The organism is Aeromonas sp. 600527 (assembly GCF_049175415.1).
GTDB lineage: Bacteria > Pseudomonadota > Gammaproteobacteria > Enterobacterales > Aeromonadaceae > Aeromonas > Aeromonas veronii_A.
In genome coordinates this window covers 71552-86349 of record NZ_JAAKVA010000019.1, presented here as the reverse complement: position 1 = coordinate 86349, position 14798 = coordinate 71552, and the positions used below count along the sequence as shown (strand labels likewise).

Annotated in this window: 10 protein-coding genes and 1 pseudogene; 8 read left to right on the top strand and 3 right to left on the bottom strand. The window is 49.6% G+C overall.

Annotated elements, in window-relative coordinates; all coding sequences use genetic code 11:
* The 4 genes and pseudogenes from G5154_RS18775 to G5154_RS18760 all read left to right on the top strand — a co-directional run.
* Window positions 1-120 (top strand): annotated as a pseudogene (locus G5154_RS18775) (hypothetical protein); the annotation flags it as partial.
* Window positions 121-202: 82 nt separating this feature from the next.
* A complete protein-coding gene (locus G5154_RS18770) occupies window positions 203-2650 on the top strand; it encodes a TcfC E-set like domain-containing protein (protein ID WP_421251510.1) in 2448 nt (815 codons plus the stop codon).
* A 2-nt stretch (window positions 2651-2652) separates the two neighbouring features.
* Window positions 2653-4269, top strand: coding sequence for a hypothetical protein (locus G5154_RS18765; RefSeq protein WP_254204533.1), 1617 nt, complete (start codon window positions 2653-2655; stop codon window positions 4267-4269).
* 14 nt (window positions 4270-4283) lie between these two features.
* Window positions 4284-4952: a fimbria/pilus periplasmic chaperone gene (locus G5154_RS18760; RefSeq protein ID WP_421251509.1), complete on the top strand. Its 669-nt coding sequence runs from the start codon at window positions 4284-4286 to the stop codon at window positions 4950-4952.
* 551 nt (window positions 4953-5503) lie between these two features.
* On the opposite strand, the gene G5154_RS18755 is transcribed toward G5154_RS18760, so the two are convergent.
* From G5154_RS18755 to G5154_RS18745, 3 genes are all read right to left on the bottom strand, one after another.
* Window positions 5504-6694 carry an L-lactate MFS transporter gene (locus tag G5154_RS18755; protein WP_216979773.1) on the bottom strand — a complete coding sequence of 397 codons (1191 nt, stop codon included), beginning with the start codon at window positions 6692-6694 and terminating at the stop codon, window positions 5504-5506.
* Between the two features lie 109 nt (window positions 6695-6803).
* Window positions 6804-7535 carry a LytR/AlgR family response regulator transcription factor gene (locus G5154_RS18750; protein ID WP_033115292.1) on the bottom strand — a complete coding sequence of 244 codons (732 nt, stop codon included), beginning with the start codon at window positions 7533-7535 and terminating at the stop codon, window positions 6804-6806.
* A 46-nt stretch (window positions 7536-7581) separates the two neighbouring features.
* Window positions 7582-9255, bottom strand: a complete 1674-nt coding sequence (locus G5154_RS18745; protein WP_005339222.1) for a sensor histidine kinase — start codon at window positions 9253-9255, stop codon at window positions 7582-7584.
* Window positions 9256-10337: 1082 nt separating this feature from the next.
* Between G5154_RS18745 and G5154_RS18740 the strand changes: the two genes are divergently transcribed.
* The 4 genes from G5154_RS18740 (at window position 10338) to G5154_RS18725 (ending at window position 14797) form a co-directional block, all read left to right on the top strand.
* Window positions 10338-10892 carry a fimbrial protein gene (locus G5154_RS18740; RefSeq protein ID WP_005342239.1) on the top strand — a complete coding sequence of 185 codons (555 nt, stop codon included), beginning with the start codon at window positions 10338-10340 and terminating at the stop codon, window positions 10890-10892.
* A gap of 84 nt (window positions 10893-10976) precedes the next feature.
* A complete protein-coding gene (locus G5154_RS18735; RefSeq protein WP_421251508.1) occupies window positions 10977-13442 on the top strand; it encodes a fimbria/pilus outer membrane usher protein in 2466 nt (821 codons plus the stop codon).
* A 34-nt stretch (window positions 13443-13476) separates the two neighbouring features.
* A complete protein-coding gene (locus G5154_RS18730; protein WP_421244779.1) occupies window positions 13477-14220 on the top strand; it encodes a fimbria/pilus periplasmic chaperone in 744 nt (247 codons plus the stop codon).
* Between the two features lie 130 nt (window positions 14221-14350).
* Window positions 14351-14797: a fimbrial protein gene (locus tag G5154_RS18725; protein WP_421251512.1), complete on the top strand. Its 447-nt coding sequence runs from the start codon at window positions 14351-14353 to the stop codon at window positions 14795-14797.
* The last annotated feature ends 1 nt before the right edge of the window (window position 14798 follow it).

Below are 14798 nucleotides of genomic sequence, written 5' to 3'. Positions count from 1 at the left end.
TGCAAAGAGACCTACTACGACTTGCCCGGTAAAAAGCGTCATTTCAAGAAAGTGGATATGCACAATCCCAAAAGCCATTTGGGCCTATGGCTCGGTCAAGAGTTCATCGTCGTCAAATAACCCGTTTGTACTGGTACAGCCTGTACCACTCGGTCGAGTGGCGGTGTTGTCTTGCCGGAATCTGTAAACCATGGTGCTTGATATGTTGAAGAAAACCTGCCTGTTGCCGCTCTCCATGCTGATAGTTGTTTCTACCTCGGCCAACAGCGCGGCGCCACTCAAGATTGCCAATGTCATCATCCCGGCCAGCTTTGCAAAGGCACTGGAAGAGGGGCTGGCGGTTCCTGTTCGCCTGCAATATTCCGATGAAAACAACGGACTCGACACATTGACAGACAGTCCTATCGGTAATGCAACTCTGCTTCTACAGGGTGGACAGCTCCATTTGTTACGTATCGACTTCAGTGCTGGTGAACAACAGCAACTACTCAACGATACGCTTACCAACATGCTTGCCAATGAACAAAGGCGTACATTCTCTGCGGACGGGCGGTTGCAAATAGATAGCAACGCGAGCATGCAGCTTGACCTGGTGTCCATGTTGCTGACGATTCAAGTCTCACGCGAAGCATTTGGCCAAGCCAAACAGCAAGACAACCGGGTTGCATTGACACCAAGCGTTGACACCCTGACAGGAGTACATCGCTACAACATGGGTTACTCTTTCAACAATAACCAACAAAGTGGTCATAGCGACTCGAACTTCCTGCAACTGAACAGCACCGTCGGACTGGGTGCGCATCATATAGCCATGGATGCCTCTCTTTATAATCTCGGGGAACCGGAACAATCCGGAGACATCTATCGCGTCATGTACGAGCGAGATCTTGATGACCGTCGTATTGCTGCAGGGATGGTGTCGACATGGGACCTTCAGACGCTGAGCGGGGTAACCGCCCTAAGTGCCGGACGTATTTACGGTGCGTCGTATGGCAACCAGGCACAGTCACGCAAGCAGACAGTCAATGAGTCGACCACTCAGGTGCAAGTCTTCATGCCAGCCAATGGCGAGGCCAGGGTATACCGAGATGGACGACTGATTGCGTTGCAAAATTTGGCTATCGGCAACCAAAACATCGATACCTCGGCTTTTCCCAACGGGATTTATAACGTCACTGTTGAAGTGTATGTCGATGGGCGCCTTACCAGCACCACAAGCCAACGAGTGACCAAATTAGGTGGTACTCAGCACTTTACCCAAGAGTGGGGATGGCAATTGTGGGGAGGGATGATGGAAGGGACGCAGGAGAATGGCGATTCCCCATTGCTTGGTATGTCATTGGCTCGTTCGTTTAACACCATTGAGTTGGCCACGACATCGTATGCGTTCAAAGACGCCGCGGTAGGTGAAGCTCGCGCCAGCTGGCAAGTAAACGAACACCTCAATACCCAATTGCAAAGCATGGTGTCTTCCGATCAATCCTGGAGACTCGCATCCGGTCTATCCCTGCAGGCTTATGAAAATGCGTCCCTGTGGCTCAGCCAGGAAAAACTGAAAGTAGGTAATACCCTGACGGTAAGTGAAGCGGAACTTTACTCTGCCGGTATTACCTTGAATCTAGGTGGCTGGATTGATGGTCTTGGGCAACTGACATTTAATACCACGCATGACCGTGAAATAAACAGTGAACGTAGCTACGTTGATTACAGCCAGCACCTCTATTCTGGCCGCTATGGCAATCTGTCGATGCGAGCAAGCTTGCAAAGTGACGGCGGGACATTCAATAGTTTTGATAACAGAAGTATCACGCTCGACTACTCTATTCCATTCGACAATTTATTCAGCTTGGGTATGAGCAGCAACGAGCAAGGCCAGACAACTGCCAACTTGAATTATCAAAAACGTATGGATGGCGTCATTAACCTGGCCTCATTCAACGCTTCTCGAATGGTGCATGGTAGCGATGTTCATAATACAGCGCTCTCCGGAACCTTGGGTTTCGAGAACAAAGCGATTGGTGGTACGGTAACGATGGGACGTGGCCACAGCGGTGATATAAATGGCAATCTCATTGCTCGTGGTGCACTTGTCACAACTCTAGACTCAGTGATTACCTCAAGCCAAAATAGCTCCGGCTCCGGACTCATTATTAACACCGGGATAGATCGTGAAGGTCAGATGCTTGCCAAAATCAATGGTCAGGACTACCCCTTAAAAGGCGAGCAAACCTTTTTAGCTCTCTCACCTTATAGTGAATACGAAATCGAGCTGCTCAATAGCAAGCAAGGCAAAGACAGCTATGACATTAATACCGGAAAACAAAAGTACACTTTATTCCCCGGTAACGTAGCAACCCTGGATGCCAGCAATGCTATCAAAGAAATGGTCACTGTATTTGGCATACTAAGAGCCGAAGATGGCTCCCTGATAGTTAATGCACGAATTGATAACCATGTTGGCACCACTATCACCAATGATGTTGGAGAGTTTTCACTGGATGTGGATAAATCCAACCCAATATTGACATTCCGCAACGGCAGTGAGTTTTGTGAAGCGGAACTTGATCTTGAAAAACATTCAGGAGCAGCTTGGGTAGGAATGATAACCTGCCAAGGAATGCCGACCTATGCCATGTTGAGAGATTATTGATTATGAAATTTTCATATAAATTATTTTTTGTTATCGCGCTTGCAGCATGCTGGAATCAAAATGGCAATTCAGCTGTCACTAAGTATAATTTGGTGGATGCTGATCTTCGTCATTTTCTATTCATTGAAAATCAGGAGGACCACAACTTATTTATCACACCAACTGATTACCTTGACCCCCGTTTATCAGGGGGTAATGCTTGGACCTCTGATTCCAGACAGGTGAGTTTGGCATATGCGGATAATGGCCATAACTATAGTGTAACTAACGATAATATAGACATGTGGGAAAATGGGCCAATAAGACACCCATACATTAACCAGCGCTGCATAAAAAGCTGGTCTGGGTGTGATCCACAAACCGCAGAGGCCATTAATAAACCTGCTGAAGTTAACGAATCAGGTTTCTATGGGTTAATGAAAGCAGCTACTGGATATGCACATGCAAAGCTAAGTTCCAGCTTCTTTGACTACCTTAGAAGCATGCCTGTAGGTACGATATTAAATAGAGAAATGAACTTTTGCAGGACAACAAGAGTATATAACGCAGCAGCAGGAGAGCGCTGTATAAACCAAGATAGTGGATCTTGGTATGTAAAAAAAACACAGCACAAAAAAGCGGGGCACTTGCGTTTTATCCAAACCAATGCAATCAGCGAAGTTATTGTTGATAGCAATGGCATGCCATACATACTACCTGGCTCACAAGGTTGTGAAAATTATCGGCTAGGAACTAGAAATGGCGTTTTATGTCGTTTTCTTGACTATGAATTTAATCAAGATGGCAGCCAGTCATTTTCAGACCCCTATATTTACACCAACATAAAAAACTCAACGTTGAATAGTGCCATTGTCAGTGCAGATGTTCAAATGAGCACCAACTTGACCAACTGGGCTCTTAGGGGGGCAGACTACAATGTCAGCTATCTTAAAGGTCAATCATCTATCTATCTTTTTCTATCAAGCAATTTTTTCAAGCAAGTGGTTAGACTTGGATTGCAAGAACAGCTAACTAGAAACTTGATTAACTTTAATATGAGAAATATCAAAGCACCGGAGAGCGGTTTTTATGAGTTCAGTGGTACCACTGAAATAGTTATCAAGCCACGAGATTTTAGCGTCTCTATCCTGTCCTCTGAAGGGGTGAGCTCTCCATACCAGGAGGGTAGCGTAGGAAAAGACATTTTGAATTTCTCTTACAAAATATCGGATAGTGGCCCCATCAGTGCGGACATGTTGGAGATTGCTATTACCCAAGATATCGGGTCACCTTATCAGGGATTTTGCACCTTCTATCCTGCAGAGGACTCGGCCATCGAGCAGGCAGTGCCAATACCGACCAAGTTGGTATTTAATTCAACTACCAATGGGTTATTATCACAGCATAATATCCGTTGCGATGGCACCCCTTTAGACATTCGTGCATTAGGGATCCAGGATAGCACTACACCGCAAGAATGGAATGATCCCATCAGTGGGAAAGGGATTACCCGGTTTTATGAGCTGGCGCTAGAGTTTGATCTAACCGACCCCATGGTACAGCGTACCATTAATGATGAGTTATGGGAGGGAAGTGTACAACAAAGTGGTACTATAACTATAAAGGGAACTTGGCGCTAAATATGGAGAAAGTTATGTATCGTTTTTTTGGCTCCTTGCTAATATTTGCACTCTCTTCAAATGCCTTGGCGATTGACATTGGAGCCATGACAATCGCCATGGCTCCAAAGGAAGACTTTATAGTTCGAACTATCACCAACAATAGTAATGTAACAAAAGTGTATGAAGTCCAGATGGAAAAGATAAATAACCCAACAACTAAAGGTGTCACACTCCCAACCATACCAGGCGAACTGTTGTTTTCCCCCAAACGCTTCATGTTACATGCTAATAATGCACAAAATATTAAGCTATATTACAAAGGGCCCGCTGATAATAATGAGCGTTACTATCGAATCACCTTCACAGAGTCACCCGTAGCTCAAGTTGATAAAAACATGCGTAATAGTCTAAAGGGGGCATTAGAGATAAAACTGGCTGTGCAATCTATTTTGGTTGTTCGTCCGCGACAAATAGCCTTTGATTATCTATTTGATGAAAACCAACAGACAATCACTAATTCAGGAAACACTTATTTTGAATTCATGGTTAAGCAAGGCTGTGAACAGCCAGACAGTGAAGCCACAAGCAAGTATTTATTACCCGGTGAAAGATGGCACAACAATAATATTGGAAAAGCAGGAAATCAGCATGTGATCATATATAAAAATAAATTCATACCAGTCGGGAAAGAGTGCAAGTGATTGATTTTCATAAAGATGTTTGATGGTTGCTAAATAGTGTTAAATATAACTAAGCAATGTAGCAACACTATTTCATTATTATCCACCCATGAAACTACCTGGAACCATCACCAAAATCAACACCTATGTTTCATGAAGAAAATATTGGTATACCTGCATGCTATTTAGTTAAGATAAAATATCAAAAAAATCAGCTATAAAACGTTAGCAGCATTTTTTCTCGGCGCCTTAATTTTTATGTCTGCCGTATAAAACTTAACAGTCGCATTGATATACCTAGTCATATAAAATCCAACGGACAATATTTCCCGCTCGGTTCATAATGAAATAATAGATAATGTATTGTCGTTATTACATACGCCACTGCGATTGGTCGAGTATCGGGGCCAGATTGGAGAAATATTAATAAAAAAAACGCCCCAGGCTATCAAGCCCAGGACGTTGATGATGATGTGTCACTTTAGACGGCAATGCGGCTCAGCTTAGGTGAACAACATTACAGAACTGACATGGGTCGGGTCATGTTATTGCTTGGTGTAGCCAAGAGGCTATCAGGCCCGCTCCACCGCTATCGGAGCCGGCAGACGGATAGTGAGGGAGAGCACCAGCGCCACTACCAGCAATACCAGGATCAGGTGGAAGGTCGCCATAAAGCCGCCAAACAGGGAGGCCACGATGGAGCCGATGATGCTGCCCAGACCAAAGCCCAGATAGATGACGCCGTAGTTCTTGGTCAGGTTGTTGAGACCGAAGAAGTCGCTCACCAGCGAGGGGTAGACGGTGATGGTGCCGCCGAAGCTGAACGCCACACAGGCGACCGCCACGAAGAACAGGTTGGCATTGAGCGGCACGAAGAGCAGCAGCGCCATGCCCGCCAGGGTAATCAGCTGAGCGATGGTGATAACCCGGATGCGGGACATCTTGTCGGAGAGGATACCCAGCACCAGACGGCCACCCAGGTTGGCCATGGCGATGATGGCGACGGCATTGGCGGCGACTACAGCAGGCAGACCCACCATCTTCTCGCCGATATCCTTGGCCACGCCGATGACATAGAGGCCACTCATGCAGGCGGTGAGGAACATCAGCGCCAGCATCCAGTACTGCGGCTTGCGCATCGCCTCAGCCAGAGTGAAGTCACGGCTCTCGCTCTGCTGCACGGAAGCGGCCTGTTTGGGCGCATCCTTCATCAGCATGCCGCCCACCAGCACCATGGACATGGCGATCAGCCCCCACAGCTGGAAGGTGGTCTCAAGGCCGGAGCTGGAGAGCAGCAGCAGGTTGATGTATTTGAAACCGAGGCTACCGAGGCCATAGGCACCGATGGAACAGGCGGAGATGAGCCCCTTGCGCTCCGGGAACCACTTCACACAGTTGGAGAGAGTCATCAGGTAGCCGGTGCCGTCGGCAAAACCGACCAGAATGCCCGCGCAGAGGTAGAGCATCGCCAGATTGCTGGCATGGGCGGTGAGGAAGAAGCCGATGCCGAGCAGCACACCGGCGCCCAAGGTCACGTTGCGCACCCCGAATCGCTCCTGCAGCTTGCCCGCCATGGAGGAGGCGACTGCCAGCGAGAGGCTGAGCAGGCCGAAGGCGAAAGCGACCTGACTCACCGGCTCGTCCAGCTTGTCGGAGAGCTGGGCGTTGAACAGGCTCCAGGTGTAGACAGAACCCAGTGCGAACTGGGTGATGATGGTACCGATCAGTGTCAGGTACCGGGTGCGGTTCATCTCTTTGGTCATGATGCGTCTCGGTCGATGGCCTTAAGGAAATTGAGGCCACTATAGGCAAGACGCAGTTCGCGCCGATCGATTAAGGCATGAAATGCAGATCGGCGGGAATGAATGACAATCAGAGCCGCATCAGCTGACGGAACGCCTTGATGTTGCTGCGACTGACCGGCACCTCGAACGGCAGATCATGGAGCCGGATGAGATAGGTGCTGTTAAACCAGGGGACTATTTCGCGGATCTTGTTAATGTTGACGCAGTAGGAGCGGTGGCAACGGAAGAACCCCTCGGCAGGCAGCCGGCTGACAAACTCGCTGATGGTCATGGTCATCACGTAGCGGTCATCGCGGGTGTAGACATAGGTAAGCTTCTCGTCGGCTTCCGCGTAGTAGATCTGCTCGCAGGGGGTGACGATGATGCGCTCCCCCTTCACCAGATTGACGGTGCGATTCTGCGCAGCCCCCGGCTCGCTCCCCTGCCCCGCCTGCGACTTGCCTGCCTGCTCCAGCTTTTGCAGCAGGCTGATGAGGCGCGGCTCGTTGTAGGGCTTGAGGATGTAATCGAACGCCTCCAGCTCGAATGCCTCCACCGCGAACTCCTTGTAGGCGGTGACGAAGACGATGTGAGGCGGATGGCTCGACTTGTGCAGGTTCTTGGCCAGCAGCAAGCCGTCGATGGAGGGGATCTGGATATCCAGAAACACCACGTCCACCTCGTGATCCTGCAGGTATTTGAACGCCTCCAGCCCGTCCTCGAAACTCGCAACTATCTCGATCTGGCTGTGCTGATTCACCAGATAGATCAGCTCCTCGCGGGCCAGATACTCATCTTCGACAATAATGGCTTTCAGCATGACAACACCTCTCGCGGCACACACTTATCCTCAACCATGATGGCTCTCAGCATGGCATCGACTCCTGATCCGGCAGATAGAAACTCACTTCGGTACCCGGCTCCAGCCGCTTGAGGTGCAGGCCGTCGCCATAGAGCAGCTTGACCCGCTGATGCACGTTCATCAGGCCGATGCTGCGGCTCTCCACCCGACCGGCGGCCACCCCGTCGATTACAGCCTGACTGATGCCGTAACCTGTGTCTCGTACCGATACCCGGATGCCGCCCGCCAGCTGTTTCACCTCGATAGTGACCCGACCCGGCGCGCTGCGGGGCTGGATGCCGTGCAGGATGGCGTTTTCCACCAGCGGCTGCAACAACAGGCTCGGCACCTGGATGTGCACATCGTCCACCTCGAACACCACCTCCAGCTTGTCGCCAAAGCGGGCCTGCTCGATGGCCACGTAGTCGCGCACCTGCTGCAGCTCCTCCTGAATGTCGATAAGCTCATCCCCCTTGTTGAGGTTGTAGCGCAGGTAGTCCGCCAGATTGGCAATGAGCTGGCGCGCCTGCTGGGGCCGGATGCGGATCAGCGACGAGATGGCGTTGAGGGCATTGAACAGAAAGTGCGGGTTGATCTTGCTCTGCAGTGCGGTGAACTCCGCCTTGCGGGTCATCTCCTTGAGTTGCTCGATGCGCGACACCTCCATCTGGGTGGAGATGAGCTGGGAAAGGCCCACCGCCATCTCCCGCAGGGAGCTGGTGATGCTGTGGGTGCGGCGATAGTAGATCTTGAGGGTGCCGCTCACCGAGCCGTTTTCTCGCAGCGGAATAATGATGACCGAGTGGAAATCGGAGAGGTGATACTGGCGCAAATCGTTGTTGATGATGATCTGGTCGAGCAGCACCGCCTGCTGGGTCATGCCGCTGATGGCGTGGTGCTCATCCAGCTCGTAATAGTCCTTGCCCACCCCGACATAAGCCAGCACGTCATGGGTATCTGTGATGGCCACCGCATCGGCGCTGATGTCTCGCCGGATCACATCGCACACCTGACTGAGGGAGTGGCGATCGATGTTCTGGAAGAAAGGCAGCGTCTTGTTGGCGATATCGAGCGCCAACTTGGCCTGCTTGGCGGCAATCAGCTCCTTCTCGTCATCCAGATCCTGCACCAGCTTGATGATAAGGCCGATGCAGAGCGCCCCGGCGATCATCGGATAGGCGATGTGGTTGACGATCTCCACCCCCACTTCGTGGGGCTCAGTCAGCAGCCAGATCAGCAGCATGGTGAGCCCTTCACAGAGCATTCCCGCCAGAATGCCGTAGAGCCAGAGCCGCGACTTGCGGCAGCGCAGGTGCAGCCAGGTGGCGAGCAGACCGGCGATGATGCTGGCGATAAGGCAAGGGATGGAGGTGTGGCCATCCATGTCGATGAGATAGCGGTGCAGACCGGAGATGACCCCGGCCGGAATGCCGACCCAGGGGCCGAACAGGATGCCGCCGGAGATAATGGCAATGATCCGCACGTTGATCAGCGCCCCCTCTACCGGAATGCCGGTGTAGGTACTGAACACCGCAAACAGGCCGAAGATGGAGGCTACCAGCACCAGCTCCGCCGGGGTGTGATCCCGCTTCTGGAACAGCCGCTGGAACGGCCGGGTGCGGGTCAGGAAGAAGAGGGTCATCAGCATCAGCGCCGCCCGTTCGAACACCGCCAGCAGCATCATCTGATTTTCAAGCACAAATGTATTCCTGCATCAACCAAGAGTACTCCGGATCATATCCTATTTGCTGGCAATGTACTGATTTCGAAACAGGATGAAAGTGGCCTAACCGTACGAATAAAACGAAACCATGTCTATGGATAACGAGTCAGCACAAGTTACTGGCTACTAACTTGCCAGCTAAAAAAACAGCTCACGGTTAATGTAATGGCATCCGTCATCCAAGCTCCACGCACAACAAAATCCTCTATCAACCATACTTTTAGAGATAATCACCTGTACAGTGCAAAACTGAATATATTCAAAAGCCATCTCTGAATCCCAGCCTCAAAAACATCCTTTCAAAAATCATTGATGATTTATTTAACATAGGAAATAGTCTACTCAAGTAGACAATCTTAATTTCTCTACTCATCATTGAAAACTTGCCACTTTATTTTGCTATCTGTGAGATTGGTACCCTTGATACCAAGCTAACTTTTTGGAGCAAAAACATCATTTACCGCCTATAAAATGATAGGCGTGATGCACGCACCAGTAAAAATAAAACCCACTGAATTTTTAATCACCCTGATTGCTATACGCTTACTAAACACCACCAATTTAAATGAGTGACCGACTTCAGAAAGCAATTTAATATAAAAGATCTAAAAACAACATAAAATACATCAGTGCAAATAAGTTGTTATTTTCCTCGCTTTATCAAAAAAATCACAAGTTCAAACCAACATGCCAGTCACCATCATGAATCTCCAGGCACTTTGCATGCCAACCCTAAAGGGGTAGAAAGAATACAACAAAAAAACAAAATATATTAAATTACATAAAATACCATGACTTCCAACCCTCCTTTTCAACATCACAGGCAAAAGACAACACCATGTTTTTATTGATATTTTTTGTATTTTTAAATATTTTGAAAACCATCAACCCCGGTGATTAAATAACCACCAAAATCAGTCATCAACATGTCTCTGATGACGTGACACAACAATAAATCTTCTAATAAAAATTTATTTTTTTCTCAAAACTTGTTTCATTTCTGACAACCTTAGTCTTGTCAATAATGAAACTCTCAATTCAGATTAAAAAGGTAAAATATGAAAAAGGCAATTGTAGCTTCTGTATTGCTAGCTGTATTCTCTGGCGCCAGTTATGCTGAAAATAGTGCAACTCCAGCAGCAACTGATCAAGGCCATGGCGTGATCAAATTTATTGGTGCGATTGTAGATGCCCCCTGCTCTATCGCCCCGGAAAGCGTAGATCAAACAATTAATATGGGACAAATCTCCAACAGTGTACTCGAGCATCAAGGTGAGGGTCCTCTGCGTCCGTTCGATATTCATCTTGAAGGCTGCTCTCTTGATACCGCCAAAACTGCCGCGATTACCTTCAACGGCATTCCTGATGATACTGAGAAAAAACATTTAGCCATTAATGGTTTCGCAAAAGGTGCGGCTATCGCCATGATTAGCCAACTGGATGGCTCTGAAGTTGTTTTGGGCACCCCGACCAAGGCTGCCACTCTGGTTGAGGGTGACAACCACCTGAAATTTGGTGCCAAGTTGGTAAGCAATATCAAAGCGGGTGACGGCGGAAAAGCAATCCCGGGTGAATTTAGTGCAACCACTGACTTTATCATGACCTACCAGTAAATATTTAAATTTAATCAAACATTTATCCAGTAATTACGCGCAGGGAGGCGCGTTTCCTTTTGTTTACCTTATAAATTGAAATCTATGGAAAAATCTTTATTATCGTTGGCCATTTTTTTCATTTTTATGAGTGTGGCAAAAAGTTCTCACGCAGGTGATATTGAGTTCAATACTGACCTGTTGGATGTTAAAGATAAAGAAAGCATTGAATCAGGTGCTTTTAAACAGGCGGGTTATATTGTACCCGGTGAATACTCCATGCAAATGGTGGTAAACGATGCCTTTATTGGCGAGCGTAACGTCAAGTTTCAAGCAACCTCCAGCAACAGCTCACAGCTGTGTTTGACCGTTGCGCTGGCCAATGAATTGGGCCTTAAAAATCACGATCTGGAACGTCTGCTGACTAGTGGGAAGAGTGGCTCTTGCCTTAATCCTGACGTACTCGAAGGAATAGTGATCAAGGGCGATATCAGCAAAGACACGCTTCTCATTTCTGTCCCTCAAGCATATCGGGATTATGTGAGTGACTCCTGGGATCCCCCGTCACGTTGGGATGAAGGGGTCAATGGTGCCCTGCTCGATTATGGCATCAATCTGCAAGAGAACCATTCGACCCATGGTAATGGTGACACAACCAATGTCAGTGCCTATGGTGTGGCAGGTGTCAATATGGGGGCCTGGCGGCTGCGGGCTGACTGGCAGGGTCGTTATGAGCGTAACAAAGAGCAAGCAGGCTCCCAAAGTGAGCTGGATGTCAGTCGTGTGTATGCCTATCGCGCCTTACCCGAACTCAGCGCCAAGTTGACGATGGGCGAACTCGATCTGGGTAACTCCATGTTCGATAGCTTTCTGTATACAGGCGCCTCTGTAGTTAACGATGACAACATGTTGCCCCCCGACTTGCGTGGCTACGCCCCGGAAGTGGTAGGTATTGCCAAGACCAACGCCAAGGTGGTGATTAGTCAGCAAGGGCGCGTTATTTATGAAACGCAGGTGGCTTCCGGGCCATTTCGTATTCAGGATTTGAGCAGCGCAGTCAGCGGCACCCTGGATGTCAGAGTAGAGGAGCAGGATGGATCGGTGCAGACTTTTCAGGTCAACACCTCTCGCATCCCCTATCTCTCCCGACCAGGCTCGATACGCTACAAGTTCAATAGTGGCAAGATCAGCAGTCAACCCCATCGCTTGGATGGACCGGCCTTTGCCAGCAGTGAATTCTCTTGGGGCGTGAGCAATGGATGGTCACTGTTGGGAGGGGCTCTGCTCAGTGAGGGTTACGATGCACTCTCTGTCGGGGTTGGACGTGATTTGCTGCAATTAGGTGCTATCTCTTTCGATATCACTGAATCTCGTGCCCAGTTGGCAGAGGGCTCAAAAACTGGCAGCTCTTATCGAATCAACTATTCAAAGAACTTCGAAGAGTATGACAGCCAAGTGGCGTTTGCCGGTTACCGCTTCTCGGAGCGGGATTTTATGAACATGAATGACTTTATGGCCGCCCGCAAGATTGGCCAACCATACAGGGGCGGCTCCAGAGAACTTTATAACGTGAGGCTAAGCAAGCAATTCAAAGCAGCTCAGCTGGGAGCATATATCGATTACACCCATCAGTCTTACTGGTCCCAGACAGATAGTGAGCGTATCAGCCTCTCTCTGTCTCACTATTTTGATGTAATGGAGTGGCGTGGCCTGGCGACCTCGCTCACCACCTATCACAACGAGCAGGGCCGTCAGACTGATAATGGCATGTACTTCACACTGTCGATTCCCTTTGGGCTGAACAAACATGTGAGTTACAGCGCCTCAACCATGGGGGGCAAAACCACCAACAATATCAGCCTCTTCAACCGGGTGGATGACCGTAACAGTTACTCAGTCACGGCCTCAACCTCGCCAGCAGGTGAAAGCGCCAGCGGTTTCTATACCCACACTGGCGACAAAACCACCCTGATGGCCAACGTTAGTCACCAGGCAGGTAGTTCAACAGCCGCAGGACTCTCCATCAATGGCGGAATTACTGCGACCAAAGAGGGGATTGCCATGCACCGGGTAGGCATGATGGGGGGCAGTCGTATCATGGTAGATACTGACGGGGCCAGCGGTGTGCCTGTACACACCGGCGGGCCAGTCACTTTCACGAATCAAAATGGCAAGGCGGTTGTAGCCGATATATCCAGCTACTATCGTCAACGGACCAGCATCGACATCGATCAATTGAGTGATGACATTGAACCAATTGGAACACCTGTTGCCATGGGGACACTGACCGAAGGAGCTATAGGTTATCGTCACTTCGATATGTTGTCAGGCGGCAAGCGCATGTTTGAGCTGGTCAAAGCAGATGGCAGCCCAGTTCCATTCGCCGCAGAAGTCGTCAATGACAAGGGGCAACAATTGGGGATGGTCGGTGATGATGGCATGGCCTATCTCGCAGGCCTGCATGAAGGAAGTCCTGTGGAGGTTCGCTGGGGCAGCGAGCAGCATTGCCGCTTTTATTTGCCTTCACCGCTACCAGAAGTCAACACGACGGCGAGACTGACTTGTCAGTGATCGATTTTGTATAACCAGATTGAGATAAACCGATATGACCAAGAAACTGTTGTTCACTCTGCCGCTGCTGTTGGCCATGGTCGCCAGCCAGGTTCAGGCTGCCGTCTCATTGGATCGTACCCGGGTGATCTACCCGGCGGGAGCCAATTCAATGAGCCTGACGATCCACAATAACAACAAAACACTGCCTTACCTGGCCCAGGCCTGGCTGGAAGATGCCAATGGCAACAAGATAAATAGTCCGTTCACCCTGTTGCCACCGGTTCAGCGGCTGGAGCCGGGTATGGAGAGCCTGGTCAAGGTGCAAGCATTACCCGCTGTCGCTCTGCTGCCCCAGGATAAAGAGAGCTTGTTCTACTTCAACTTGCGGGAGATTCCCCCTCGCAGCGACAAGCCAAACACCCTGCAGCTTGCACTGCAAACCCGGATCAAGTTCTTCTACCGCCCCGCAACTCTGCTGGTTGAGCCGGGCAGCAACCAAGCGCCGTGGCAAGAAAAAGTTACCCTGCAAGCGGTAGGAGGAAAATACCAGTTGACCAATCCGACCCCTTACTACATCTCCATTGTGGATGGGGCCCGCACACTCAATGCGGGTAGTACTACGGGATTTGAGCCAGTCATGATTGCCCCCAATAGCAGTGCCATGGTCAATCTTGGTGTGGCCCAGCTTGGCCAGCAACCCACTTTTACCTATGTGGATGACTACGGCGGCCGTCGAACCCTGAGCTACCGCTGCACCGGGATCTGCCATTTGTTGCCCGCTCAAGATGCAAAATAGAGAGATAAATATGTCGCCAGGCTCTTCTCCGCGCGCGGCCCACTCAGGTGTTCGTTACCTGTGGTTCATATTGATCACATTGCAGGGCATGCTTCTCCCGTCTCAAGCTCAGGCGGGGAGTGATAACTTGATGATTAATGTTGTCGCAGAGGTAGTCAATCAAGCCTGTTCGCTGCGCCCCGGTGATGAAACCATCACCGTCAACTTTGGCAATATCGTGAACAAAGAGTTATTGAGGGACAAACGCACACCAAGTAGAGAGTTTCAGCTTCATCTTGAAGAGTGTGACCCCGATATCTCCAAGGGTGTGAAGGTGACATTCAGTGGTCAAGGAGTGCCAGACAATCCGGACTTGCTGGCGCTGATGGGGGACAGTACCGCCAAAGGGATTGCCATCGGACTGGAGCATCAGGGAAAGGCATTACCCCTCAACAAAGCAAGCCGTGCATTGATGTTAACTGCTGGTGACAACGTACTGACCTTTGCGACCTATGTGCAATTGCTACCATCGGGACAAACGGGCTTGGTATCAGGTACGTTTAGTACAAGTGCCAACTTCAAGCTAGAGTATGAGTAAA

Bases quoted from the DNA above. Each gene is read 5' to 3' on its own strand.
- G5154_RS18770 (WP_421251510.1), top strand. From the start codon at position 203: ATGTTGAAGAAAACCTGCCTGTTGCCGCTCTCCATGCTGATAGTTGTT.
- G5154_RS18735 (WP_421251508.1), top strand. From the start codon at position 10,977: ATGGAAAAATCTTTATTATCGTTGGCCATTTTTTTCATTTTTATGAGT.
- G5154_RS18730 (WP_421244779.1), top strand. From the start codon at position 13,477: ATGACCAAGAAACTGTTGTTCACTCTGCCGCTGCTGTTGGCCATGGTC.
- G5154_RS18755 (WP_216979773.1), bottom strand. From the start codon at position 6,694: ATGACCAAAGAGATGAACCGCACCCGGTACCTGACACTGATCGGTACC.
- G5154_RS18725 (WP_421251512.1), top strand. From the start codon at position 14,351: ATGATTAATGTTGTCGCAGAGGTAGTCAATCAAGCCTGTTCGCTGCGC.
- G5154_RS18765 (WP_254204533.1), top strand. From the start codon at position 2,653: ATGAAATTTTCATATAAATTATTTTTTGTTATCGCGCTTGCAGCATGC.
- G5154_RS18740 (WP_005342239.1), top strand. From the start codon at position 10,338: ATGAAAAAGGCAATTGTAGCTTCTGTATTGCTAGCTGTATTCTCTGGC.
- G5154_RS18750 (WP_033115292.1), bottom strand. From the start codon at position 7,535: ATGCTGAAAGCCATTATTGTCGAAGATGAGTATCTGGCCCGCGAGGAG.
- G5154_RS18760 (WP_421251509.1), top strand. From the start codon at position 4,284: ATGTATCGTTTTTTTGGCTCCTTGCTAATATTTGCACTCTCTTCAAAT.